We start from the raw sequence: 25,288 nt of genomic DNA, 5'->3' as shown, positions 1-25,288 counted from the left end.
AGGGACCTCCAAAGACATGACGCACGTCGCACGACTTCGCAGCCGCGCGAGACGTTGGGCGGGCCCTCTCGCCGGACTGACCGCCGCGTCGGTGCTGCTCACCCTCGCCGGACCCGCCGTTTCCGCGCAGGCGGCCCCGGCCGCAGCGGCGGCCGAAGCCGCGGACCTCACTGACGGCCTGGCCCTGTGGTACAAGCTCGACGCAGGCTCCGGCGGCACCGTGACCGACGCCTCCGGCAACGGCCGGAACGGCACGGTCAGCGGCACCGCCGACTGGTCGGCATCCGGTCAGGGGCTCGCCTTCAATGGGTCGGACACCTACATCAAGGTGCCGGACGACGTCATGAAGGGCATGGACTCGATCACCGTCTCCCTGGACGTACTGATCGACTCCGCCCAGAGCACGCCCTACTTCCTCTACGGCTTCGGCAACACGAGCGCCGGCAGCGGCAACGGCTACCTGTTCACCACCGGCAACTCCTTTCGCACCTCCGTCGCGACGGGCAACTGGTCGACCGAGCAGACCACCAAGCCGTCCGACTCCCACAACCTGACCCGCGGCGTGTGGAAGCACATCACCTACGCGCAGACCGGTTCCACGGGCGTGCTCTACGAGGACGGCGTCGAGGCAGGCCGCAACACCTCGGTCACCACCACGCCCGGCGCCATCGGCTCCGGCACCACCAAGGCCAACTACATCGGCAAGTCCGTCTACGACGGCGACAAGCTCTTCAAGGGCCGGATACGCGACTTCCGGGTCTACGACCGGGCACTGGACGGCTCGGAGGTCGAGCAGCTCTCCCTGCCCGTCGCCACGCAGGGCGTCGCCGACGACAAGGAGGCGCTGAGCCTGGGGGACACCAGCGGCGTCACCTCCGACCTGGACCTGCCCACGACCGGCCCGGCCGGCGGCTCCTCCATCAGCTGGGACAGCGACAACCCGTCGGTGGTGTCGGACACCGGCAAGGTGACCCGCCCCGAGGCCGGCTCACCGGACGGCCGCGCCACGCTCACGGCGACCCTGAAGAAGGGCACCGTGACCGGCACCAAGACCTTCGACGTCACCGTCCGGCCCGCTCTCGACGACGACGCCGCCACCCGGCAGGCCGCCGAGGCGCTCACGGTGCACAACCTCGACGACGCACGCGGCAACCTCACCCTGCCCAAGAGCGGCGCCTTCGGCACGACCGTGACCTGGTCCTCCGCGAACCCGGACGTCGTCTCCGCCGACGGCGAGGTCCACCGCCCCGCGCACGGCGACGGCGCCACCACCGTCGACCTGACCGCCACCGTCACCAAGGGCGAGGCCGAAGCGACCCGCGTCATGACGGCCAGGGTGCCCGAACTGCCCGCAGACGCGGCCCTCAAGGGCTACATGTTCAGCTACTTCACCGGCGAGGGCACCTCCGACGGCGAACAGCTCTACGCCGCCCTCAGCAAGGGCAACGACCCGCTGCACTGGCGCGAACTGAACGACGGCAAGCCGGTCCTCACCTCCACGCTCGGCGAGAAGGGCCTGCGCGACCCGTTCATCATCCGCTCCCCGGAGGGCGACAAGTTCTACCAGATCGCCACCGACCTGAGGATCTACGGCAACGGCGACTGGGACGCCTCCCAGCGCACCGGCAGCAAGTCCATCATGGTGTGGGAGTCCACCGACCTGGTGCACTGGACGAACCAGCGCCTGGTCAAGGTCTCACCCGACAGCGCGGGCAACACCTGGGCGCCGGAGGCGTTCTACGACGCCGAGCGCGGCGAGTACGTCGTCTTCTGGGCGTCGAAGCTGTACGACAACGCCGACCACTCCGGCGACACGTACAACCGCATGATGTACGCCACCACCCGCGACTTCTACACCTTCAGCGAGCCCAAGGTCTGGATCGACCGCGGCTACTCGGTCATCGACTCCACGATGATCCGGCACGACGGGACGTACTACCGCCTGTCCAAGGACGAGCGGAACAACTCCTCCTCCACCCCCCAACAGCAAGTTCATCTTCGAGGAGAAGAGCGACTCGATCCTGAACCCGTCCTGGACCGCGGTCGCCGAGGGCATCGGCAAGGGCGCGATGAACGCCGCCGAGGGACCGCTGGTGTTCAAGTCCAACACCGAGGAGAAGTGGTACGCGTTCCTGGACGAGTTCGGCGGCCGCGGCTACATCCCGTTCGAGACGACCGACCTCGACTCCGGCAGCTGGACCCCCTCCACCGGCTACGACCTGCCCGCGAAGCCCCGACACGGCACCGTGCTGCCGGTCACCCAGGCCGAGTACGACCGGCTGCTGCGCGCCTACCAGCCGGACCAGGTCGTGAAGAGCGTCGAGGACGTGTCGGTCACGACGCGGGTAGGCCGGGCCCCGGTCCTGCCGGCCACGGTGATCGCCGAGTACGCCGACGGCGTCAAGCGGCCCGTCGCCGTCACCTGGGAGGACGTACCGGCGTCGAAGTACGCCCAGGTCGGCACCTTCACCGTGGCCGGCAGCCTGCCGGACGGCGCCGCCATCCCGGTCCGGGCCGACGTCACCGTGTCCGACGAGGGGCCGGACGTCCCGGCCGGCCTGCTGCTGCACTACGACTTCGACGAGACCGGCGGCAGCATCGCCCGTGACTCCAGCGGGCACGGCAACCACGGCACCTATGTGCGTACGCCCGAATTCGGATCCGGTGTCGAGGGCGGCTCGTTCAAGATGTCCGGCGACTCCGGCTCGCCGTACGTGAAGATCCCGAACGGTGTGCTGAAGAACGCCGACAGCGTGACGGTGTCGACCTACGCCAAGTGGAAGGGCGGCAGCAGCTTCCAGTGGCTGTTCGGGTTCGGGCCCGACAGCGACAAGTATCTCTTCGCCACTCCGTCCAACGGCGGCTCCAGCCTCTACTCGGCCATCACGAAGGCGAGTTGGTCGGCGGAGTCGAAGCTGACGGCCGGCTCGCAGCTCACGCCCGGCCAGTGGCGGCACGTCACGGTGACGCTGGACGGCGCCACCGGCACGATGGTCCTCTACGCCGACGGCGTCGAAGCGGCCCGCACGACGACCACCATCAAGCCGTCCGAGCTGTACGACGCGGCCAAGGACTACAGCGGCTACATCGGCCGGTCCCTGTACGCGGCCGACCCCTACTTCGGCGGCGAGGTCGACGACTTCCGCATCTACGACCGTGCCCTCACGGGCGCCGAGGTCATGGAACTCAGCGGCAACACGGCGGGCATCGCCAAGGCGACGCACCCGGCGCTCAAGGTCGACGCGCTCATCGACAACGCGGGCGGCACGATCACCCTGCCGATGAAGGAGGGCACCGATCTCACCGCGCTGGCACCTCGGTTCACGCTCGCCGCGGACGCGACGATCAGCCCCGCCTCCGGCAGCGTGCGCGACTTCACCCAGCCGGTGACGTACGAGGTCACCGGGTCGGACGGCAAGAAGCGCACCTGGAAGGTCTCGGCACTGATCATGAAGACACCGGTCCTGCCGGGTCTGAACGCCGACCCGAACATCGTGCGCTTCGGCGACACCTTCTACATCTACCCCACGACCGACGGCTTCGAGGGCTGGAGCGGCACGCAGTTCAAGGCCTACTCCTCCACGGACCTGGTCCACTGGAAGGACCACGGTGTCATCCTCGACCTGGGGCCGGACGTCAGCTGGGCGGACAGCAGGGCCTGGGCGCCGGCGATGACGGAGAAGGACGGGAAGTACTACTTCTACTTCTGCGCCGACGCCAACATCGGCGTCGCGGTGTCCGACTCGCCCACCGGGCCGTTCAAGGACGCCCTGGGCAAGCCGCTGCTCAAGGCCGGTGACTTCCGCGGCCAGATGATCGACCCGGCGGTCTTCACCGACGACGACGGCAAGCGGTACCTCTACTGGGGCAACGGCCGCGCCTACGTCGTCCCGCTCGGCGACGACATGACCTCCATCGACACCTCGAAGGTCACGGACATCACCCCGAGCGGCTACAACGAGGGCACCTTCGTCATCAAGCGCAAGGGCACCTACTACTTCATGTGGTCGGAGAACGACACCCGGGACGAGAACTACCGCGTCGCCTACGCGACCGGCCCCTCGCCCACCGGCCCGTGGACCAAGCAGGGCGTGATCCTGGAGAAGGATCTCTCTCTGGGCATCAAGGGGCCGGGCCATCACTCCGTCGTCCACGTCCCGAACACCGACGACTGGTACATCGCCTACCACCGCTTCGCCCTCCCCGGCGGTGACGGCACCCACCGCGAAACCACCATCGACAAGCTGGAGTTCGGCTCCGACGGCCTGATCAGGAAGGTCGTCCCCACCCTCGGCGGCATCGACCCGGTCACCGTCGTCCACGCCGGCCCGGACGTCATCGGCGCCGAGGGCGAGGCGATCACGCTCGCCGGCACAATCTCCGGGGCCGGCACGCCCCAGTGGGCCGTCCAGGACGGCGCCCCGTGCGCCGTCCAGGACCCCGCGGCGGCCCGGACGACCCTCGTCTGTACCGACGACGGCACCTTCCAGGTCACCCTCACCGGCGGGCGCGGCACCGACACCGCGACCGTCAAGGTCTCCAACGCCGCCCCGACCATCACCTCCGCCAAGGGCCCCGGCTCGCCCCTCCCGGCGGGCAAGGCCGCCGTCGTCACCGTGTCCTTCGACGATCCTGGCTCGGCCGATCGCCATACCTGCACGGTCGACTGGAAGGACGGTGGGCGGCCGGCGACCGGCACGGTCACCGACTCCGCCTGCCGCGCCGCACACGTCTACGACGACGCGGGCATCCACCGCCCGGTCGTCACCGTCACCGACGACGACGAGGGCACGGACCGCACCACGCTCGGCGAGCTGGTCGTCTACGACCGTGCCGCCGGGCCCGCTGCCGGCGCCGGCACGATCATCTCGCCGGCCGGTGCCTACCCGGCCGGGCCGGGGCTGACCGGAAAGGCGGCGTTCACCCTGGGCGCCCAGTACCGGAAGGGAGCCACTGTCCCCACCGGCAAGGCCTCCTTCGTCTTCGGCTCCGCCCGGCTCACCTTCCGCTCGACCGACTCCGACTGGCTCGTGGTGAACGGCTCCCGGGCCGTCTACCAGGGCACCGGCACGGTGGGCGGCATGGGCGGCTACGCCTTCAGAGTCACCGCAACCGACGGCCCGGACACCTTCCGCATCAAGATCTGGAACAAGTCCACCGGCGATGTCCTCTACGACAACAAGGCGGGCGCCAGGACCAAGGGCATCGTCACCATCGGAAACCACCGGCGTTAGGTCCGTCTTCACATTCAACATTTGACGCTTCACTGGAAGTCATTGACTGAGGGATGAATTGCCTTGGTTCAAAAGCGGTAGCCCAATGTCAACTTGCCTCTTCGTGCCGCTCGACCATCCTGGATATGAGGGACACATCACCGTCGGGCGTCGCCGCCCCGGACCGCGACTGCGCGTGGCCCCGACGCGCCGGTGCCGGCCGGCACCGGCGCATCTCCGGTGCTGTCTCGCCCACGAAGGGATGCGTGCCAGCATGGCCACCAGAACCACGAACCCGAAGAAGACCACCTCGAAGAGCCGGCAACCGCAGGCCGCGTCCAAGTCCTCGTCCAGGGCCGCGTCGAAGTCCACTGCGAAGACGGCCTCGGCGAAGAAGGGCTCGCCCTCCGACGAGGAACTCATCTCGTCGCTGCGGCAGTACGTCCGCATCCGGGGCCCGCACCTGCTGGAGGATCCGAACATCACGTCGGTGGGCGTCGGCCGCAAGGTCACAGGCGATCAGCCGGGCGGCGAGGTGGCCCTGCAGTTCACCGTGGCGACCAAGGCCGAGCCGGAGGCGCTGGAGTCCCTGGGCACCTCGCTGATCCCGGCCACCATCACCGTCGACGGCTTCGAGGTGCCCACCGATGTCATCGAGCGCACCTACAAGCCGAGTTTCCACATGGTGGCCGAGGTCGAGAGCCCGACGCGCAAGAGCCGGCTGGATCCCATCCGGCCAGGGGCCAGCGTCGGCGCGGTGACGGTGTCGGCCGGCACCATCGGCTGCATCGTGTTCGACCGGGCCGACGGCACACCGTACGTGCTCAGCAACTGGCATGTGCTGCACGGGCCGTTCGGCGAGCTGGGGATCGAAGTCGTGCAGCCCGGCACACGGGACGACAATCGCATCGACCGCAACAGGATGGGCGTGCTCAAGCGCTCCCACCTGGGCGTGGCGGGGGACTGCGCGGTGGCGACCATCGAGGACCGCGACTTCCAACCGGAGTTCCTCGAACTGGACGTCGCCCCCCGGACCCTGGGGGAGCCCGAGCTCGACGACAAGGTGGTCAAGAGCGGCCGGTCCACCGGGGTCACCCATGGCATCGTCCGCCGCGTCGACACCGTAGCGAAGATCAACTACGGCGGGGTGACGGGCCAGCAGACCATCGGGTGCTTCGAGATCGGCCCTGACCCCGACCATCCGTCGGCGGACGGTGAGGTCAGCAGCGGCGGTGACTCCGGCGCGGTGTGGCTGTTCAAGGAGGGCGACGACCGGGTGAGCACGGTGCTGGCCGGGCTGCACTTCGCCGGAGAGGGCACCGGCGACCCGGACGAGCACGCCCTCGCCTGCCTGTCGACCTCGGTGTTCGAGAAGCTCGACATCACCCTCAGCCAGCCGGCGCCGGAGCAGCTGGAGATCATCGCCGGCTACGACGCCGACTTCCTCGGCGAACGGGTCGAGGCCCCGGAGCTGGACGCCGACCTCGCGCGCGACGCCGCACTCCTGGACGGCTCGCCGGTCATCCCGTACACGCATTTCTCCCTCACCCTGAGCAAGAAGCGGCGCTTCCCGTTCTGGGTGGCCTGGAACGTCGACGGCGGCTCGCTGAAGAAGCTCAGCCGCAGCGGCATCCCCTTCGTCAAGGACCAGCGGCTGCCCGGCACGGCGCAGGTCGGCAACGAGCTGTACCAGGCCAACCGGCTCGACCGGGGACATATCGCCCGCCGCGCCGACCTGCTCTGGGGCAGCCTGCCGGAGGCGCAGAAGGCCAACACCGACTCGTTCTTCTACACCAACATCACCCCGCAGATGGACGACTTCAACCAGAGCGCCAAGAACGGGGTGTGGGGTGCGCTGGAGGACGCCGTCTACGACGACGTCGACGTCGACGACCTGAGGATCAGCGTCTTCGGCGGGCCGGTCTTCCGGGACGACGACCGGGTCTACCGGGGCGTGCGGATATCCCGGGAGTTCTACAAGGTCATCGCCTTCACCGAGAACGGCGAACTGAAGGCCAGGGCGTTTCTGCTCACCCAGAACCTGGACCAGCTCGAAGCGCTGGAACTGGACGAGTTCCGGGTCTTCCAGGTCACCCTCGGCGAGGTCGAGGACCGCACTCGGGTGCGTTTCCCCGCCGCCCTCCACAAGGGCGACACCCTGCAGGTGCCCGAGGCGGCGGCGGACCGCGCGCCGCTGGAGACCACGGCCGACATCCAGTGGGGCTGACCAACCAGCCTCCTCGAAGCCCCGATCACACACCACGAAAGACTGGCGCATCACCATGACCCGACCGGTTCATGAGAACGCACCCGAGTTCCTGCAGAACGCGGCGGAACCGGTACGCGACCACCTGCTCGGTGCGGCTCCCCTGCCCGCCTTCCTGCACGGCGCCGGCCAGTTGTCGCTGGAGGACCGCCGGCTCCTCGTCGACCAGGCCCTGGTCCTGCTGGAGCAGAACTACGTCCATCTGCCGCTGAAGACCGCGATGCACGCCGTCAACCCCGTCCAGCGGCTGCGGCTGCTGCGCCGGCGCATGGAGCGGCAGACACCGCAGACCATGCCGAGGGAGTGGGTGTTCCACGCGGAGATGTCGGAGATCTTCCACTCGGTGCGGGACCTGCACACCAACTACCTGCTGCCCGACCCCTTCAAGGGGAAGATCGCCTTCCTGCCGTTCCTCGTCGAGTCCTGCACGGACCAGGACCGCACCCGGTTCCTGGTCACCCATGTGGCGAGCGGCTTCTCGGCGCCGGGGTTCGAGCCGGGGGTCGAGATCACCCACTGGAGCGGCATCCCCGTCCTGGACGCCGTCGACCTCAACGCGGCCCGGTTCGCCGGCAGCAACACGGCGGCCCGGCGCAGCCGGGGTGTGCAGTCGCTGACCGTCCGGCCGCTCACCATCCATCTCCCGCCGCTGGAGGAGTGGGTGACGGTCAGCTACGTCGACCTCGCCGGAACGGCCCGGGAACTCCGGCAGAGCTGGCAGATCGTGGAGAACCTGCCCTCGTTCGTCTCCGCCGACCGGGGCACGGCCGTGGCCCAGGGCCTGGACCTCGACGGGGACGAGACCCAGCGGGCCAAGGTGCTGCTGTTCGCGCCCCGGGTGGTCGCCCAGGAGCGGGCCGCCGAGGCGGACCAGCCCCTGCCGGACCTGGAGGCGGGCGAGATCGTCACCACCATGCCCAAGGTGTTCCGGGCCCGGCCTGTCACCACGCCGTCCGGAACGTTCGGCCACATCCGCATCTTCACGTTCAACGTCGACAGCCCCGGCAGGTTCGTCGCCGAGTTCGTCCGGCTCATCCGGCAACTGCCGCAGGGCGGTCTCATCGTGGACGTCCGGGACAACGGCGGAGGGCACATCCACGCCGCCGAGTTCACCCTGCAGACGCTGACACCGCGCCGGATCACCCCCGAACCGGTGCAGTTCGTCGACACCCCGCTCAATCTGCGGATCTGCCGGCGCTTCCAGGGTGGCCCGGGACTGGATCTGGGCCCGTGGGTGCCGTCCATGGAACAGGCCCTCGAGACCGGCTCGGTGTACTCCGGAGCCTTCCCGATCAGCCCCGAGAACGGCGCCAACGCCATCGGGCAGCAGTACTTCGGGCCCGTCGTGCTCATCACCAACGCCCGGTGCTACTCGGCCACGGACATCTTCGCGGCCGGCTTCCAGGACCACGGCATCGGCCCCGTGCTCGGCACCGACGAGAACACGGGCGCCGGCGGCGCCAACGTCTGGACGCATGAGCTGCTGTCCGAGTTCCTGGCGGACGACCCGGGCACGCCCTACACGCCCCTGCCGAAGGGCGCCGGGATGCGGGTGTCGATACGCCGCACCCTGCGGGTCGGCCCGAACTCCGGCACACCGGTGGAGGACCTGGGCGTCGTCCCCGACGAGCCGCATCGTATGACCCGCCGCGACCTGCTGGAGGGCAACACCGACCTCCTGGACCACGCGGGCCGGCTCCTGCAGGGTCTGGCTCCGCACGCCGTGACGATCACGGAGGCCGCCCCCGCCGACGGCGCGCTCCATCTGAAGCTCGCGGCGGAGAACGTCGACCGCGTCGACGTCTACCTCGACCAGCGCCCCCGCGCCTCCGTCGACCTCACCGGCGGCCGGGCCGACCTGCTGGTCCAGGGCGCCGCCTCCGCACACACCGCCCACCTGGAGGGGTTCGAGGTCGGCCGTCTGGTCGCGAGCATGACCAGGGACCTGTCGTAGGCGACTCAGAAGAAGCCGGCTACGGCGAGGTGGGCAGGTGCGGGGAGCGGAGCACGAGCAGGGTGATCTCGCTGGGGGCGAAGACGCGGAACGGCGGGCCCCAGAAGCCGGTGCCGCGGCTGGTGTAGAGGAGGGTGCGCGTGCCGTGGTGGCTGAGTCCGGCGAGGGCGGGCTGGTCGATGCGGACCAGGTGGTGGAAGGGCCAGATCTGGCCGCCGTGGGTGTGGCCGGAGAGTTGGAGGTCGATGCCGTCGGCTGCCGCCCGGTCGACGAACTTGGGCTGGTGTGCCAAGAGCAGGACGGGGAGGTCGGGGTCGGCGCCGTCCAAGGCTCCGGCGAGATGGGCGCGGTGGCCTGCCAGGCCGGAGGACTCGGCAGTGACGTCGTCCACACCGGCGACCACGAGGGTGTCGCCTCCGCGTTCGAGCAGCAGATGGCGGTTGCGCAGCGGCTCCCAGCCCAGCTCGCCCATCAGGTCGACCCAGCCCTGGGCCTCGCTGTAGTACTCATGGTTGCCGGTGACGTATACACGGGCCCGGGTGGCCCGCACGGTACCGAGGGGGACGGCCTGGGCGCGGCGGCGTTCGGCCGTGCCGTCCGCGATGTCGCCGGTGTGGCAGACCAGGTCGGCTTCCAGGGTGTTCACCGTCTCGCACACCCGCGCCGACCAGCGAGTGCGATCGAGCGGGCCGTAGTGGGTGTCGGTGATGAGGACGACGCGGGTGCCGTCCAGCCCGGCACCCAGCCGGGGGAGTAGCACGTCGAGCCGGCGCACGCGCGGCACGCGGCGGGCTTCGGCGTACCCCCAGGCGAGCAGTACGGCGGTTGTGCCGAGGATGGCCCACGTGACGATTCGGGCCCGGTCCTGACTCTCGCCGACGCCGGCCACGGTCAGGGCGAGACGCAGCAGGACGCCGAGCAGAACGGACCAGGTGAACAGAACCCAGCTGGCGCCCAGCAGGGTGTCACCGACGATCGCCGCCCGGTCCTGCTGGCGCCGGCCGTGGCCGCGCATCATCGCGAGCGGCATACCGACGAGGCCGAGGGCGAACACGGCGGTGCCGACCAGCGTGACGGGCACCGGCCAGTGCTGGCCGGTGTGCAGGAGCATCCAGCAGGGCACGGTCCACAGCAGGACAGGGGCGATCAGGGGGATGTAGCGCATCAGGCGGAGCAGCCGGCTCTGCCGCGGAGCTTGCGCTTCGCCGTCGGCGGGTCGGGTGTTGCTGGTGTCGGTCACGCTTACCCTCCCTGACCGGGCTGCCGTCTCGCGCACTGTATCCGGTCGCCCTAGGGCCGACCGGACCGTCGTTCACCGAAGCCTGGCTTTGTCGCGTGACCCAGGCGGGCTCGGCCTCCCGCCGAGCCCGCCGTGCCGGCTGCCTACCGGAGCCGGACTCGTGTCACGCCGTCAGCGCCGCAGTGTCAGCAGACCCGGACGGTAGGGCCACTGGCCGTAGTCGCCGCCGGAGTTGGGGTTGCGTCCCTGGTAGAGGAACTGCAGGTTGCAGGGATCGACGGTGAAGGTCTGATCGGCGCTGGTGCGGATCAGTTCGCCATGGCTGATGTCGTTGGTCCAGGTGGCGCCGCTGTTGGCCTTGCCGGCGAAGGGGTTGCTCTCGGTCGCGGCCTGGGGGGTCCATGAGCCGTTCAGACTGGTGGCCGTGAACGAGCGGAAGTAGCGGCCCTGCGAGCCCCTCGCCTCGACGATCATGAGGTAGCGGTTCTGGCCCTGGAGCTTGTAGACCTGCGGGGCTTCGAACAGGTTGTCCGCCGTGTCGCTCATGATCGTTGTGTAGGTCGAGCCGAAACTGCCCGGGAAGTTCCCGATCGGCATGCTGGCCCGGTAGATCTTGCCGTTGTCACCGGCGAAGAACAGGTACATGTTCGTGCCGTCGGCGATGAGCGTCTGGTCGATGGGTCCTGTTCCGGAGCCGGAGATGCTTCCGGAGAAGAGCACCTTCTGTTCTGACCAGCCATTGGGGTTGGTGGGGTCGCTCGACGTCCGGTAGGAGAAAGCGCTCCCACCGCCCCACTGGTAGGCGAGCACCCAGATGTTCTTCGGCGCGAAGTAGAAGAGCGTGGGCGCGACGGTGGAGGCCGACATCGTGTTCTGGCCGGCCGAGGCCATCTCCGGCCAGTTGGTGAACAGGCCGAAGTTCATCGAACCCCATCCCGTTCCCGTTCCCGCGGCGCCGTGCGTCGTCGCATAGACGAGGTGCTTGCCGTTGTAGGGGGCGACGGTGAAGTCCTTGAGCGAGGCCCACCCGGCCTTGGGCTGCGCCAGCGCGCCCGTCGATGTCCAGCGGTATGTCGACGGAAGATCGCACGAGCCGGGATTGTCGCCGCCGACCTTGACGAGCTGCCACTGCTGGTTGGCGCCGCCCCAGTCGTCGTACTGGACGATGTTCGCGTTGTCGGCGGTGGAGGCGCCTTGCACTTCGAGGGCCTTGTTGCTGTGGCGCGAGATGAGCCTCACGTAGCCGTCCGAGCTGTCGGCCAGCCGCCACTGCTGGTTGGCGGCGTTCAGGTCGGCCCACTGGACGATCGAGCCGCCGTTCGCGGTGGACCAGTTGTGGACGTCCAGCACCTTGCCCGAATGGCGGGACTTGATGCGGTAGTAGCCGCCCCCGGAATCGACGAACTGCCACTGCTGCTGGTTCTGATCGTTCCTGGTCCACTGGGTGATGCGGGCGCCGTCGCCGGTCGCCATGTTGTAGACGTCCAGGGCCTTGCCGCTGTTGCGGTTGACCAGCACGTACGAGGCGTTGGGGTCGATGGTCGCCGCCTCGGCGGGCTGGGCACCGAGGAAGGCGGCCACGAGCAGCAGGGGCGCGAGGACGGCGAGTAAGCGTCTCAGACGCATCAGAGGGCACTCCTTTGGGGGCGGGGTGAGGGGAACCCCGAGGGACCATCTCGAAATGTTTCGAAGAATTCCCGGAAGCTTTGACGCCACAAGCTAGGAATGGCGGGCCCTCTGGTCAAGGCCTGTCGCCGATCTGTCCACAAACAGCACTTCGCCCGGCCCCGAATGTTTCGGGCAAGGAATCGAAAGTTCTTCTGCGAGGAGTATTGACGATGCATCGTCAATCCCTCAATCATCCCTGTCTGAGAACCCGGCCTTAGTTCGAGATGTCGAACCGCCGTCGGCCCTGGGCAATCTGTGCACCGGTGAGGTTCGCACCAGCGGACGACGCGTTCCCCTGCGCTTCAGTCCTTCCTTGATTTCTACCTTGGAGGCACAGTCATGGGCTCGTATGCCCTTCCCAGACCCGTTGTCCGCCGGAAGATCCGCGGCCTGCTGTTAGCGCTGGTCGTCGGTGTCCTCGGTGTGGTCACCGCACTGGTCACGCCGCCGACCGCACACGCCGCCGAGAACACGCTCGGCGCCGCGGCGGCGCAGAGCGGCCGCTACTTCGGCACCGCCATCGCCTCGGGCAGGCTGGGCGACTCGGCGTACACGTCGATCGCGGGCCGTGAGTTCAACATGGTGACGGCCGAGAACGAGATGAAGATCGACGCCACCGAACCGCAGCGGGGCCAGTTCAACTTCGCCGCCGGTGACCGCGTCTACAACTGGGCGGTGCAGAACGGCAAGAAGGTGCGCGGCCACACCCTGGCCTGGCACTCCCAGCAGCCCGGCTGGATGCAGAGCCTCAGCGGCAGCACGCTGCGCCAGGCGATGATCAACCACATCAACGGCGTGATGGCCCACTACAAGGGCAAGATCGCCCAGTGGGACGTCGTGAACGAGGCCTTCGAGGACGGCGGTTCGGGAGCCCGCCGCGACTCCAACCTGCAGCGCACCGGCAACGACTGGATCGAGGTCGCCTTCCGCACCGCGCGCGCCGCCGACCCGGCCGCCAAGCTCTGCTACAACGACTACAACGTCGAGAACTGGACCTGGGCCAAAACCCAGGCCATGTACGCCATGGTCCGGGACTTCAAGCAGCGCGGCGTGCCGATCGACTGCGTCGGCTTCCAGTCGCACTTCAACAGCGGCAGCCCCTACAACAGCAACTTCCGCACCACCCTGCAGAACTTCGCCGCCCTCGGCGTCGACGTGGCCATCACCGAACTCGACATCCAGGGCGCCCCGGCCACGACCTACGCCAACGTGACCAACGACTGCCTGGCCGTCCCGCGCTGCCTCGGCATCACCGTCTGGGGTGTGCGCGACACCGACTCCTGGCGGGCGGAGCAGACGCCGCTGCTGTTCAACGGCAACGGCAGCAAGAAGCCCGCCTACACCGCCGTCCTCGACGCACTCAACGGCGGCACCTCCACGCCCCCTTCGGATTCCGGACAGATCAAGGGCGTCGGGTCGGGCCGCTGCCTGGACGTGCCCAGCAGCAGCACCACCGACGGCACCCAGCTCCAGCTGTGGGACTGCAACAACGGCACCAACCAGCAGTGGACGTACACCGCCGCCGGCGAGCTCAGGGTCTACGGCAACAAGTGCCTGGACGCCGCCGGCACCGGCAACGGCACCAAAGTCCAGATCTACAGCTGCTGGGGCGGCGACAACCAGAAATGGCGCCTCAACTCCGACGGATCCATCGTCGGCGTCCAGTCCGGCCTCTGCCTCGACGCCGTCGCAGCCGGCACCGCCAACGGCACCCTGATCCAGCTCTACTCCTGCTCGAACGGCAGCAACCAGCGCTGGACCCGCACCTGATGGGACCTGCCACAGACGAAAGGGTGAGTCGATGAAGACCCACGGTGCGGATTCCCCCGCCCCTCCCCGCAGACATCGCTGGTGGTCCCGGGTCGCCGCCGTGGTGGCGGCGACCCTCGCGATCGGCACGCTCGCCGCGGTGAAACCGGCGCCCGCCGAGGCGGCGACGGTGGACACCAATGCCTGGTACGTCCTGGTCAATCGCAACAGCGGCAAGGCGCTGGACGTCTCTGACACGTCCACCGCCGACGGCGCGCGGATCGGCCAGTGGACGCGCAACGACGGAGCCAACCAGCAGTGGCAGTTCGTGGACTCCGGCGGCGGCTTCTACCGCCTCAAGGCACGGCATTCGGGCAAGGTCCTCGACGTGGCCGGCGCCTCGACCGCGGACGGTGCCGCGATCCAGCAGTGGGCCGACCACAACGGGGCCAACCAGCAGTTCCGCCTGGCCGATTCCGACGCGGGCCACGTCCGGCTGATCAACCGCACCAGCGGCAAGGCGGTGGAGGTGCAGGGCGCTTCCACCGCCGACGGCGGCAACGTCGTCCAGTACTCCGACTGGGGCGGCGCCAACCAGCAATGGCAGATGGTCAAGCTGTCGTCCGGTGGCGGTGGCGGATGCGGCAGCGCCCCGACTCTGACGAGCGGTACGCACACGATTCAGAGCGGCGGCAAGAGCCGCAGCTTCATCCTCAGGGTTCCCGCCAACTACGACAACAGCCACCGCTACCGGCTGATCTTCGCGTTCCACTGGCGGGGCGGAACCGCCGGCGAGGTCGCCTCGGGCGGCACGAGCGGGAACGCCTGGTCCTACTACGGCCAACAGGAACAGTCGAACAACAGCGCGATCCTCGTCGCCCCCCAGGGCCTCGGCAACGGCTGGGCCAATTCCGGCGGTGAGGACATCACCTTCGTCGACGACATGATCCGGCGCATCGAGGGCGGCCTCTGTGTCAACCCGGCCCAGCGCTTCGCCACGGGATTCAGCTGGGGCGGCGGTATGAGCTACGCGCTCGCATGCAGCCGGGCGAACGTCTTCAGGGCCGTCGCGGTCATGTCCGGCGCCCAGATCAGCGGGTGCAGCGGCGGCAGCCAGCCCATCGCCTACTTCGGAATCCACGGCGTCAGCGACAACGTCCTCGGCATCGCGCAAGGACGGTCCCTGCGCGACAAGTTCGTCGCCAACAACGGCTGCACCGCCCAAAGCCCGCGCGAGCCCGCCCCGGGCAGCCGGACGCACATCACCACCACCTACTCGGGCTGCCGTGCCGGATACCCGGTCCAGTGGGCCGCGTTCGACGGAGGCCACATGCCCGGTCCGGTCGACGGCTCCTCCGGCGAAAGCGGCGTCACCACCTGGACCAAAGCAGAGATCTGGAGGTTCTTCGCACAGTTCCAGTGACACGACCGCACCACTGAGTGGAGCCAGGATGATCCTGGCTCCACTCTGGTCCTGGCTTCACGCTCTAGAAGAAGCCGAGCTTCTTCGGTGCGTAGCTCACCAGCAGGTTCTTCGTCTGCTGGTAGTGGTCGAGCATCATCTTGTGCGTCTCGCGGCCGATGCCGGACTTCTTGTAGCCGCCGAACGCGGCATGGGCCGGGTAGGCGTGGTAACAGTTGGTCCACACCCGGCCCGCCTTGATCTCGCGGCCCAGGCGGTAGGCCGTGTTGCCGTCGCGGGTCCAGACGCCCGCGCCGAGGCCGTACAGCGTGTCGTTGGCGATCTTCAGGGCGTCGTCGACGGAGTCGTACGTCGTCACCGAGACCACCGGGCCGAAGATCTCCTCCTGGAAGATCCGCATGTCGTTGGTGCCGCGGAAGATCGTCGGCTCGATGTAGTAGCCGCCCTCCAGGCCCGGGACCGCACGGGGGTTGCCGCCCGTGACCAGTTCGGCGCCCTCCTTCCTGCCGATGTCGAGGTAGGAGAGGATCTTCTCGTACTGGTCGTTGCTCGCCTGCGCGCCGATCATGGTGTCCGGGTCCAGCGGATCGCCGCCGCGAATGGCCCGGGTGCGCTCGACGCAGCGGGCCATGAACTCGTCGTAGATCGATGAGGGGATCAGGGCCCGGGACGGGCATGTGCACACCTCGCCCTGGTTGAGGGCGAACATCACGAAGCCCTCTATCGCCTTGTCCAGGAAGTCGTCGTCGGCGGCCATGACGTCGGGCAGGAAGATGTTCGGGCTCTTGCCGCCCAGTTCCAGCGTGACGGGGATGATGTTCTCGCTCGCGTACTGCATGATCAGGCGGCCGGTGGTGGTCTCGCCGGTGAACGCCACCTTCGCCACGCGCGGGCTGGAGGCCAGGGGCTTGCCCGCCTCCACGCCGAAGCCGTTGACCACGTTGACCACGCCCGGCGGGAGCAGGTCGGCGATCAGCTCCATGACGTAGAGGAGGCTGGCCGGGGTCTGCTCGGCCGGCTTGATGACCACGCAGTTGCCGGCGGCCAGCGCGGGGGCCAGTTTCCACGTGGCCATGAGGATCGGGAAGTTCCACGGAATGATCTGGCCGACCACGCCCAGCGGTTCGTGGAAGTGGTACGCGACGGTGTCGGCGTCGATCTCCGCGATGCTGCCCTCCTGCGCGCGGACGACGCCGGCGAAGTACCGGAAGTGGTCCACGGCCAGCGGGATGTCGGCGGCCAGCGTCTCGCGGACCGGCTTGCCGTTCTCCCAGGTCTCGGCGACCGCGATCTTCTCCAGGTTCTCCTCGATGCGGTCCGCGATCCTGTTGAGCACGCGCGCGCGTTCCGCGGTGGACGTGCGGCCCCACTGATCGGCCGCCCGGTGCGCGGCGTCCAGGGCCAGGTCGACGTCGGCCGCGGAGGAGCGGGCGACCTCGCAGAAGACCTTGCCCGTCACGGGGGTCGGGTTCTCGAAGTAGCGGCCCTCGACCGGGGCGACCCAGTCGCCGTCGATGAAGTTGTCGTAGCGGCGGGCGAGGGCGACGATGCTGCCGTCCGTTCCGGGCTGCGCGTACACCATGGCGGCTCTCCTCGGTGAGATGACGGGCGGGTCACGGCTCACGCCGTCGTGACGATCCCACTGTGCTCCCGGGAGGTTGGCGCGAGGTTGGCGCCGTGACCGTCGTGTTCACCGTGACATGCGGTCAGTCGCGCCGGGCCGTGGTCAGGCGGCCCCGCGCGATCGCGCGGCGGGTGTCGTCCGGGCCGAGCAGGTGCAGCGCGTGTTCGTGGATCTCCGCGTCGTACGGGGCCCGTTCGCCGTAGCGCAGGGCGTCTTCCGGGCGGGTGCTCGCCAGGACGGCCTCACGTACGGCCACTTCGAGGCGGGTGCGCCACTCCTCGATGCCGGGGGCCTCGGAGCGGGGCAGCAGCGGACCGCCGTAGAGGCGCAGCGCGGTGTCGGTGTCGCCCTGCTCCAGCGCGCGCAAGACGTCGGCGGCGTCGCAGGAGACCGGGATCGTCAGGGTGTAGCGGCGGGGCGGGATGCCGCCGCCGAGGGCGCGGCGCAGGTGGGAGATCTCCGCCTTGAAGGTGGACGCGGTGACCGGCCGGTCGCCGTACAGGGCGGCGCGCAGCCGCTCGGGGGAGAAGCCGTCGGGTTCGAGCGCGAGCAGGGTGAGGATCTCCACCTGGCGCGGGCGCAGGTGGAGGGGTCGCCCCTGCCGTACGGCCGGCACGGGTTGCTCCGTGCCGAGGCAGGTGAGCCGCAGTTGTCCCGGGCGGGGCTGTTCCGTGGTGAGGCGGGCCTCGATGGTGGACACCAGCGTGCGTACGGTGGACATGGCCAGGGGATGCGAACGGTCCCAGGTGGTCGACAGGTCCAGTACGCCGAGGACGCGCCCGTCCGGGCCGTGCACCGGGGCGCAGTAGCAGACCCAGCCGTGCAGGGCCGACACCAGGTGCTCGGCCGAGAAGACGGAACTGGGACGGCCGGTGCGCAGGGCGAGGGACAGGGCGTTGGTGCCCATGGCCTGCTCGTCCCATCGGCCGCCCGGCGCGAAGTTGACCCGCTCGGCCCGGCGGCGCATGGTCGGGCCGCCGCAGGTCCACAGGATGGTGCCGGACTCGTCGGTGACCGCCGTGACGAACCCGGCGTCCTCGGCGATGCTGTGCAGTTCCCCGGCGAGGCCCGAGACCGGCCGGTACAGCGGTGACGACGTCCAGCGCTGGTGCACCGGGCCGCCGTCGGTGACCGGGGCGCTGTCCCGCCCGGGATCCACGCTGCTCAGTGAACGCGCCCAGGACTCGGTCACCTCGTGGCGCAACGCCGCGCTGCCACCGGGCCGCGCGCCCGCGACGCTCAGCCGCGGCACCCAGCGGGACCACTCGTGCTCCAGCACGGCCCTGCGCTGCCGGAGGTCAGGGCGCTGTGACATGGCCTCTCCCTGCCGTCGTACGTCGTACCGGGAGGACCGGGCCCGGGCGCGGTGCCGGCCCGGTCCTCGGTCTGAGGTCAGTGTTACCGGATGCGTAGGGCCGGGGTCGAGGAGACCGCCGGAAAGGGAAGGGACCGCACCGGAGGCGTTCGTCGGGGACGACCCCGTCCTGAACGGGCGACCGCCTCACTGGATGTTTGTCCGGTGCCCGCGTGCCGCCGTACGGGTGACGGGTTCACTCGACCCGACGGACGGGGCCCGGCCCGCGTGCCACCCGTGCGTCGCGTCGCGTTGCCCGGGCATGGACAGTACTGAGACGGCGCGGCGGCTCACCGGGAACGGCGCCGCTCCCCGGTCGTTCGCCGAACTCACCAGCGGATACGGGGGTCATCCGCCCATCTACGCGGCGCTCGTCGCCGAATGGCAGGCCAGGGGCCACGCCGTCCCGGAGCACCGTGACGGTCAGTGGGTCTCGTTCGCGGCGCCGTCCGCGAGCGAGACCTGGGCCGCCGTCACCACATGGACCGCCGGCCGGCACCCGGGGACGGTCGTCCCCGACGGCACGCGCCTCACCAGCAGTCGGCCACCGCGTGCTCCGCGCTGACCGGGGCCAGTACGGCGAGGGTCTCGGTGGCCTCCCGCAGGGCCGACTCCAGCCTTCCGGGGGCGTGCAGACTGCCCGTGCCGTCCGGCGGGACGAGCCATTCCAGGCGCCCGGCGGGCCGGTACGGCGGCGGCACGGCGACCCAGGAGCCCCGGCCGACGTGCCGGACACCGGAACCGACCCACTCGCTGACGGGGTCGGGCGGCAGGAAGAAGCCCACTCTGCGTGCCGCGCTGTCCACCAGGGTGGGGCCGGGCACCTTCAAGGGGTCGCGCCACAGATAGTCCAGGGCGAGCAGGCCGAGCCGGTCGGGGACGCTGAGCACGTCCCAGTACCGCCCGGCCTCCACGAGCACCGTCCCCGTGCCGTAGTCCCATTCCCGCTTGCACTCCTGGGGGTCCCTGGCGGCCGCGGCGAGCCACTCGACGGCTTGCTTCCACATCACGCTCTGCATGGCCACCCCAGGCACAGTCGGCCGACGCCCCGACGGGCGCACGCTGGACACGGGCCGGTGACCCGCGGGGCCTCGGGCGCCGCGTGCCGGTCCGGCACTGGCCATGCTCGTAGATATTTCTACGCCCTGGAAGGGGTGGCGCGGCCTGGCGTTTGCGTCGGGCATGTCCCGGTCGAAAGGGGGCACTCGGAGGTGGATCCCGTAAGGCATCGATCAACTCCGTGCGCGTCCATGCCGCCCCGCTGAAACCGGCCATCGAGAGATGGGCGACTGGGGGAGGGGCCGGGGAGCGCGCCGGGCGGATGAGACGCCGGTGCCGGAAATGCGGGGTCTTGCAGGCATGCCGTCGGCCCGGCGATCACCACTGCTGTGCAGGAGGTGTGGACCAGTCCACGAGGGCGCGCGGGCGGGATGTGCGGATCGCGGAATTTTGCCTTCACAGAACCTCCCTGTGTGCTGGCCAGAACGCGTCTTGTTCGGTCAACTTCGCACGCAGCAAGGTGGATTGAGCACTTGAGCATCAGGAGTCACAAGCGCGCTGCTTGACCCGTGCGGCCGAACCGCGCGGGTACTGACGGGGGAACTGATGAGGTGCGCGCGTGTCCACCGCCGACGGGCGGGGACCGAGTCCTCGCGCACGGCCGCAACGTCCCTCCCCCACCTCTCTTGGTGCCTTCATCCGGTGCCCGAGACAGGGATAGGAGGGGGAATGCCGATGAGTGCAGTGAGCGCCGCCAAGCCGACGTATCCCGGCGTCTACGTCGAAGAGCTTCCCAGCAGCACCCGCACCATCTCGACCCTGACCACTTCGGTGACCGCCTTCGTGGGCCACACCCGTCGCGGTCCGCTGAACGAGCCGGTCCGCGTCACCAGCTTCACCGAGTTCGAGCGCCGCTTCGGGGGATTGAGCGCCCAGAGCGCCGTCGGCTACGCCGTTCACCAGTTCTTCGGCAACGGCGGCACCGTCGCCGTGATCGTCCGGGTCGCCCGCGCCGGCAGCGGCCAGGCCGCCGGCGTCACGCTGGAGTCCACCGAGGGCCACAGCGAGTGCGACGTCCTCAAGGTGCACGCCAAGGAACCCGGCGTGTGGGGCAACGGCCTGCGCGTCGCCGTCGACTACGACACACCCCGCCCCGACGAGACCTTCAACCTGCGCGTCCACGACGCCAAGGGCGAGGCCCGCGAGAGCTACACAGGCCTGTCCACCGACCCGTCCCACGGCCGGTATGTGCAGACCGTCGTCAACGCCGGCTCCCGGCTGATCCGCGTCGAGGTCGTCGGCGAGGGCCGCCCCGACCCGTCCGGCACCGTCTCCAAGCCCTTCGGGCACGAACTGCCCGACCTCGCCGTGGACCTCACCGTCAAGATCGGCGACGTCGAGCGGGAGTTCACGCTCCACGACCCCGACTGCGACGGCGAGGCCCCGACTTCCGTCGCCGAGCTGGCGCTGCTGCTGGAGCGCAAGCTGCGCGCCCTGCCCGACGCGCCCGGCAAGCACGCCTTCGCGGGCGCCGAGGTCACCGCCTTCGGCCGGCGGATCCAGGTCGTCGCGGGCTCCACCGACCCCGAGGACGTCGTCCGCTTCCTCGGCGAGTGCGCCAACGACCTGGGCCTGGAGGCCTCGGTCAACCCGCCCGTCTTCCCGCTGGAGGGCGGCGAGGACGGCGAGGCGCCCGGACCGCGCGACCTCATCGGCTCCGAGGCCGACAAGTCCGGCATCCAGGCACTGCGCGGCGTCGCCGACGTCAACCTCCTCGTACTGCCCGAACTCGCGGGCTACGAGAAGACGGAGGACGCCGTCACCGTCGTCTCGGCCGCCCAGCGGCTGTGCCAGGAGAGGCGGATCTTCCTCCTGGTCGACGCGCCGAGCACCTGGGTCAGCGTCGACACGGCCCGGGCCGGGCTCGCCGCCTTCGACGCCGTGCGCGGCAACCACGCCGGCCTGTACTTCCCGCACCTCCAGCTCACCGACCCCCTCACGGGCCGGCTGCGCTCCTTCCCGCCGTCCGGCGCGGTCGCGGGCGTCATCGCCCGTACGGACTCCGAGCGCGGCGTGTGGAAGGCCCCGGCCGGCACCGAGGCCCGGCTCGCCGGCGTGCACTCGCTCACGGTGAACCTGACCGACCGCGAGACCGGCCTGCTCAACCCGCTGGGCGTCAACTGCCTGCGCACCTTCCCCGTGACCGGCCCGGTGGTCTGGGGAGCGCGCACGCTGGAGGGCTCCGACGCGCTCGACAGCGAGTGGAAGTACGTGCCGGTGCGGCGGCTCGCCCTGCACGTCGAGGAGAGCCTCCAGCGCGGCCTCCAGTGGGTGGTGTTCGAGCCCAACGACGAGAACCTGTGGCAGCAGATCCGGCTCGCCGCCTCCTCGTACCTGCACACCCTCTTCCGCCAGGGCGCCTTCAAGGGCGGCACGCCCCGCGACGCCTACTTCGTCAAGTGCGACAGCGACACCACGACCGCCGAGGACATCGAGAACGGCATCGTCAACGTCCTGGTCGGCATCGCGCCGGTCCGCCCGGCCGAGTTCGTGGTCGTCAAGATCCAGCAGACGTCCGGGCAGTTCGCGCTCTGAGGAACGCTCCTAGGAATCCCTGAGGACATTTTCGATGGCAGAGTTCACGGTCAACGCCCATCGTTTCGACCCGTACAAGAACTTCAAGTTCCTGGTCCTGTGGGACGGTCGGACGGTCGCGGGTATCAGCAAGATCAGTCCGCTGAAGCGGACGACGGAGGTCGTCAAGCACCGCCACGGCGGCGACCCGTCCTCCCCGCGCAAGTCGCCGGGCCGCTCCGAGTTCGAGGGCATCACCCTGGAGCGCGGCGTCACGCACGACCCCGAGTTCGACCGCTGGGCCAACAAGGTCTGGCAGGTCGGCGCGGGCCTCGGCTCCGAGGTGTCCCTCGCGGACTTCCGCAAGGACATCGTGATCCAGGTCCTCAACGAGGCCGGCCAGGTCGCCGTCTCGCACAAGCTGTACCGGACCTGGCCGAGTGAGTACCAGGTCCTCGGCGAACTGGACGCCAACGCCAACGCGGTGGCCATCCAGTCGCTGAAGCTCGAGTGCGAGGGCTGGGAGCGGGACTACGAGGTGCCCGAGCCGGAGGAGCCCTCCTTCCTGAACCCGGCGTAAGCGCTCCGCAGGCACAGCCGCGACGGGCCGCCGGTCGTCTGCCGGCTCGTCGCGGCCGGTCGCGCCCACGCGGCGGTAGCCGCACGGTCAACGCAGCCCCGCGCCCCTTCGGGGCACAGTGCCGCACCGCACAGGACTTCATCGAACCCGCTCAGACACAGGCAAGGGGGGAGCCATGGCCATCACACAGGCGGCCGAGTTCCTGGCCACCTGGGAGACCGGGCTGGACCGGGCCCCGGCCGGGCGGGCCCTGCTGCTGCACGGGGCCGCCCGGCCGGACCTGGGCGGCGACCCGGAGGCCCTGCTGTCGCTGCCGGTGGGGGAGCGCGAGGCGGATCTGTTCGCCCTGCGCCGGGCCCTGTTCGGCGAGCGCATGCAGGTGCGCCTGGAGTGCGCGGCGTGCGGCGCGGACATGGAGTTCGAGCTGGACGCCGGGGAGTTCGCCCGCACCCTGGCCGACCGGGGCGATCCGCTGGTGCGGGTCGCCGAGGGCGGCTGGGAGGTCGAGTTCCGGGTGCCCGCCGTCGCCGACCTGACGGCGGCGGCCCGGGACGCCGACCCGCGCCGGGCCCTGCTCGCCCGGTGCGTGGTCACCGCCGTACGCGACGGGCGGCCCGTCTCCGCGGACACGCTGCCCGTCGCCGTACAGCGCCGGATCGCCGAGGCGGCCCGGGCCGCGGACCCGGGCGGCGACGTCACGCTCAACGTCGCCTGCCCCGAATGCGGCGAGGCCACCCGGGCCGAGCTGGACATCGCCTCCTACCTGTGGACCGAACTGGACGCCTGGGCCCGCGACCTCCTGCTCGACGTCCATCTGCTCGCCACCGCGTACGGCTGGAGCGAGCCGGAGATCCTGGCGCTCAGCCCGCTGCGGCGCCGCTACTACCTGGAGCTGTGTGCGGATGTCTGAGTCCACCGGGGACGATCGCCCGGAGCCCGACTTCCTCGACCGGCTGCTCGCCCGGCACGCGGCGCCCGCCGCGGGGCGCCCCGGCGTCGTGCGCGTACGGCCCCGGCTGGCCGGACCGTTCGAACGGATCGAGGCGGTACGGGGCGGCGCGCCGGACCCGGACGGCACCGAGCCGCTGTGGCCCGTCGCCGCGCCGGCCGCCGCCGCCCGGCCGGACCTGGCCCGCCCGGCGGCCCGCGAGGTCGTCCGCACCGAACGGGAGCGGACGGTCGTACGGAGTGAGCAGGCACCCGCACCGGCCGAGACCGGGATGCGCCCGGCCCGGCCGGCCGGGCCCGAAGGACCGCTGCTGCGCCCCGCCACACCGACGGGCCCCGCGCCGCGGCCGGTCCCCGACACCGCGCGTCGCGCGGCGGGCCGGGGCCGTACCGAGCGGACGGCCCCCACGAACGCGGCGTCCGTGCCAACCCCCCCTGGTGCGGACGCCGCTTCCCCCGCCGCCGTGTCCGCCGCACTGCTCCCCAGCGCGGCGGACACGGCGGCCGCACGGGACGCCGTCCGGCAGGCGGCGGCCCGGCGGCCCGGGCGCCAGGCCGAGCAGGTGGTGCAGGTGCAGATCGGGCGGCTGGAGGTCACCGCCGGCGGCGCGCCCCAGGGCGGTGGCGGCAGGCCCCGGCCACGGGACGCGGAGCGTCCGCGGGCCGCCGTCAGCCTCGCGGACTACCTGGCCAGGGGGCGCGAGTGAGGACGACGGGAGCGACCTGCGGGACGAGCAGGACCAGAGGGACCGGCAGGACGAGCAGGACTAGAGGGACCGAGGAACCGACGCCATGAGTAACGCACTTGCCATCGCCCACGTCACCCAGGCCCTCGCCCTGCTCATCGAGACCAACCTGCCCCCGGACATCGACATCGCGGTCAAGGTCGAGCCGCGCAAGCCCCCGGCCGACCCGCCGACCGAGCCCACCATCACCGTGTTCCTGTACCAGGTCACGCCCAACACCTCACAGCGCAACACCGACCTGCCCACCCGTGCCGCCGACGGCACGCTGGTCCGGCGTGCGGCCGCGCCGCTCGACCTGCACTACCTCATCAGCGCCTACGGCGAGGAGGCCGAGCTGGTCGGGCAGCGGCTCATCGGATCGGTCGTGCGCACGCTGCACGAGATCCCCGTCCTGCCGAAGGACATCATCGAACTGGCCGGCGAACGCGCCCACTTGTCGGGGAGCAACCTGGCCGAGGCGGCGCAGCGGGTGCGGTTCACACCCACCGTGATGGACATCGACGAGACGTCGAAGCTGTGGGGGATGCTCCACCAGACGCCGTACACGCTGTCGGTCGTCTACCAGGCCGCCCTGGTGTTCATCGACGGCCGCGAGGTCCCGGTGCCGGGCAAGCCGGTGGAGCGGCCCGAGGTACGGGTGCTGCCGTTCGGCGCGCCCGGCGCGCCGGTGCCGCCCCGTGTTCCCGAGGGGGGAGACCAGCCGAGCGCGCAGTCCGGGGCCGGGGAGCCCGAGCCCGCGCGGGAGGCGGGCACGCCCCCTGCGAAGGCCGCTCCTGCCAAGGCGCCCGCGAAGGCGCCGGTGAAGGCCGCCGCGAAGCCTCCGGCGCGTGCCCGCAGGACCGCGAAGAAGACCGCCAAGTCCCCTGCCGAGGAGACGAGGAACACCAAGTCCGGCGGCGAGAACGCGGAGAGCTGAGGCGGCACATGGCAGCGACGGGGGCAGGAGACGA

At 70.3% G+C, this 25,288-nt stretch carries 15 protein-coding genes and 1 pseudogene; 11 read left to right on the top strand and 5 right to left on the bottom strand.

Going from position 1 to position 25,288, the window contains the following annotated elements; translation table 11 throughout:
• Positions 1-16 precede the first annotated feature (16 nt).
• The 3 genes and pseudogenes from QF034_RS04705 to QF034_RS04695 all read left to right on the top strand — a co-directional run bounded on the left by QF034_RS04705 (position 17) and on the right by QF034_RS04695 (position 9,433).
• Positions 17-5,234: pseudogene (locus QF034_RS04705) on the top strand (family 43 glycosylhydrolase).
• Positions 5,235-5,487: 253 nt separating this feature from the next.
• Positions 5,488-7,440, top strand: coding sequence for a DNA/RNA non-specific endonuclease (locus tag QF034_RS04700; RefSeq protein ID WP_307173720.1), 1,953 nt, complete (start codon positions 5,488-5,490; stop codon positions 7,438-7,440).
• Between the two features lie 55 nt (positions 7,441-7,495).
• Complete coding sequence (locus tag QF034_RS04695) at positions 7,496-9,433, top strand: S41 family peptidase (RefSeq protein WP_307173719.1); 1,938 nt, start codon at positions 7,496-7,498, stop codon at positions 9,431-9,433.
• Positions 9,434-9,452: 19 nt separating this feature from the next.
• On the opposite strand, the gene QF034_RS04690 is transcribed toward QF034_RS04695, so the two are convergent.
• Together QF034_RS04690 and QF034_RS04685 are read right to left on the bottom strand one after the other, a co-directional pair.
• Positions 9,453-10,673 (bottom strand): metallophosphoesterase, encoded by a 1,221-nt coding sequence (locus tag QF034_RS04690; RefSeq protein WP_307173718.1) that lies wholly within the window; start codon positions 10,671-10,673, stop codon positions 9,453-9,455.
• A 171-nt stretch (positions 10,674-10,844) separates the two neighbouring features.
• The gene (locus QF034_RS04685) at positions 10,845-12,299 is read right to left on the bottom strand and encodes a non-reducing end alpha-L-arabinofuranosidase family hydrolase (RefSeq protein ID WP_307173717.1); all 1,455 of its coding nucleotides are present in this window, start codon (positions 12,297-12,299) and stop codon (positions 10,845-10,847) included.
• A 381-nt stretch (positions 12,300-12,680) separates the two neighbouring features.
• Between QF034_RS04685 and QF034_RS04680 the strand changes: the two genes are divergently transcribed.
• Positions 12,681-14,111: an endo-1,4-beta-xylanase gene (locus QF034_RS04680; RefSeq protein WP_307173715.1), complete on the top strand. Its 1,431-nt coding sequence runs from the start codon at positions 12,681-12,683 to the stop codon at positions 14,109-14,111.
• A 31-nt stretch (positions 14,112-14,142) separates the two neighbouring features.
• Positions 14,143-15,513, top strand: a complete 1,371-nt coding sequence (locus QF034_RS04675; RefSeq protein ID WP_370880769.1) for an RICIN domain-containing protein — start codon at positions 14,143-14,145, stop codon at positions 15,511-15,513.
• A 64-nt stretch (positions 15,514-15,577) separates the two neighbouring features.
• Here the strand turns inward: QF034_RS04675 and adh are convergent, their stop codons facing one another.
• Positions 15,578-17,095, bottom strand: a complete 1,518-nt coding sequence (adh, locus tag QF034_RS04670; protein ID WP_307173714.1) for an aldehyde dehydrogenase — start codon at positions 17,093-17,095, stop codon at positions 15,578-15,580.
• 124 nt (positions 17,096-17,219) lie between these two features.
• A complete protein-coding gene (locus QF034_RS04665) occupies positions 17,220-18,452 on the bottom strand; it encodes a sigma-54-dependent transcriptional regulator family protein (protein ID WP_307173713.1) in 1,233 nt (410 codons plus the stop codon).
• Positions 18,453-18,753: 301 nt separating this feature from the next.
• Between QF034_RS04665 and QF034_RS04660 the strand changes: the two genes are divergently transcribed.
• The gene (locus QF034_RS04660; RefSeq protein ID WP_307173712.1) at positions 18,754-19,056 is read left to right on the top strand and encodes a hypothetical protein; all 303 of its coding nucleotides are present in this window, start codon (positions 18,754-18,756) and stop codon (positions 19,054-19,056) included.
• Here QF034_RS04660 and QF034_RS04655 read toward each other — a convergent pair.
• The gene (locus QF034_RS04655) at positions 19,022-19,510 is read right to left on the bottom strand and encodes a hypothetical protein (protein WP_307179799.1); all 489 of its coding nucleotides are present in this window, start codon (positions 19,508-19,510) and stop codon (positions 19,022-19,024) included. The two genes, QF034_RS04660 and QF034_RS04655, sit on opposite strands and share 35 nt — an antisense overlap.
• Before the next feature lie 709 nt (positions 19,511-20,219).
• On the opposite strand from QF034_RS04655, the gene QF034_RS04650 reads away from it, so the two are divergent.
• The 5 genes from QF034_RS04650 to QF034_RS04630 all read left to right on the top strand — a co-directional run bounded on the left by QF034_RS04650 (position 20,220) and on the right by QF034_RS04630 (position 25,254).
• Positions 20,220-22,085 (top strand): phage tail sheath subtilisin-like domain-containing protein, encoded by a 1,866-nt coding sequence (locus tag QF034_RS04650; protein ID WP_307173711.1) that lies wholly within the window; start codon positions 20,220-20,222, stop codon positions 22,083-22,085.
• A 34-nt stretch (positions 22,086-22,119) separates the two neighbouring features.
• Entirely contained in the window at positions 22,120-22,644 is a 525-nt protein-coding gene (locus QF034_RS04645) for a phage tail protein (protein WP_004003113.1), read from the top strand.
• A 175-nt stretch (positions 22,645-22,819) separates the two neighbouring features.
• Positions 22,820-23,554, top strand: coding sequence for a T4 family baseplate hub assembly chaperone (locus tag QF034_RS04640; protein ID WP_307173710.1), 735 nt, complete (start codon positions 22,820-22,822; stop codon positions 23,552-23,554).
• Positions 23,547-24,299 carry a hypothetical protein gene (locus QF034_RS04635; protein ID WP_307173709.1) on the top strand — a complete coding sequence of 251 codons (753 nt, stop codon included), beginning with the start codon at positions 23,547-23,549 and terminating at the stop codon, positions 24,297-24,299. Before QF034_RS04640 ends, QF034_RS04635 begins: the two co-directional genes overlap by 8 nt.
• 85 nt (positions 24,300-24,384) lie before the next feature.
• Positions 24,385-25,254: a Pvc16 family protein gene (locus QF034_RS04630; protein ID WP_307173708.1), complete on the top strand. Its 870-nt coding sequence runs from the start codon at positions 24,385-24,387 to the stop codon at positions 25,252-25,254.
• Positions 25,255-25,288 lie beyond the last annotated feature (34 nt).

It is taken from the genome of Streptomyces africanus, assembly GCF_030816955.1.
In the GTDB taxonomy this organism is placed as follows: Bacteria; Actinomycetota; Actinomycetes; order Streptomycetales; family Streptomycetaceae; genus Streptomyces; species Streptomyces africanus.
This window is presented reverse-complemented; position numbering and strand designations above follow the sequence as displayed.

Excerpts from the sequence above, each read along its gene's own strand:
- QF034_RS04700 (WP_307173720.1), top strand. The coding sequence starts at position 5,488 with ATGGCCACCAGAACCACGAACCCGAAGAAGACCACCTCGAAGAGCCGG.
- QF034_RS04695 (WP_307173719.1), top strand. The coding sequence starts at position 7,496 with ATGACCCGACCGGTTCATGAGAACGCACCCGAGTTCCTGCAGAACGCG.
- QF034_RS04685 (WP_307173717.1), bottom strand. The coding sequence starts at position 12,299 with ATGCGTCTGAGACGCTTACTCGCCGTCCTCGCGCCCCTGCTGCTCGTG.
- QF034_RS04680 (WP_307173715.1), top strand. The coding sequence starts at position 12,681 with ATGGGCTCGTATGCCCTTCCCAGACCCGTTGTCCGCCGGAAGATCCGC.
- QF034_RS04675 (WP_370880769.1), top strand. The coding sequence starts at position 14,143 with ATGAAGACCCACGGTGCGGATTCCCCCGCCCCTCCCCGCAGACATCGC.
- adh (WP_307173714.1), bottom strand. The coding sequence starts at position 17,095 with ATGGTGTACGCGCAGCCCGGAACGGACGGCAGCATCGTCGCCCTCGCC.
- QF034_RS04665 (WP_307173713.1), bottom strand. The coding sequence starts at position 18,452 with ATGTCACAGCGCCCTGACCTCCGGCAGCGCAGGGCCGTGCTGGAGCAC.
- QF034_RS04660 (WP_307173712.1), top strand. The coding sequence starts at position 18,754 with ATGGACAGTACTGAGACGGCGCGGCGGCTCACCGGGAACGGCGCCGCT.
- QF034_RS04655 (WP_307179799.1), bottom strand. The coding sequence starts at position 19,510 with ATGCAGAGCGTGATGTGGAAGCAAGCCGTCGAGTGGCTCGCCGCGGCC.
- QF034_RS04650 (WP_307173711.1), top strand. The coding sequence starts at position 20,220 with ATGCCGATGAGTGCAGTGAGCGCCGCCAAGCCGACGTATCCCGGCGTC.
- QF034_RS04645 (WP_004003113.1), top strand. The coding sequence starts at position 22,120 with ATGGCAGAGTTCACGGTCAACGCCCATCGTTTCGACCCGTACAAGAAC.
- QF034_RS04640 (WP_307173710.1), top strand. The coding sequence starts at position 22,820 with ATGGCCATCACACAGGCGGCCGAGTTCCTGGCCACCTGGGAGACCGGG.
- QF034_RS04635 (WP_307173709.1), top strand. The coding sequence starts at position 23,547 with ATGTCTGAGTCCACCGGGGACGATCGCCCGGAGCCCGACTTCCTCGAC.
- QF034_RS04630 (WP_307173708.1), top strand. The coding sequence starts at position 24,385 with ATGAGTAACGCACTTGCCATCGCCCACGTCACCCAGGCCCTCGCCCTG.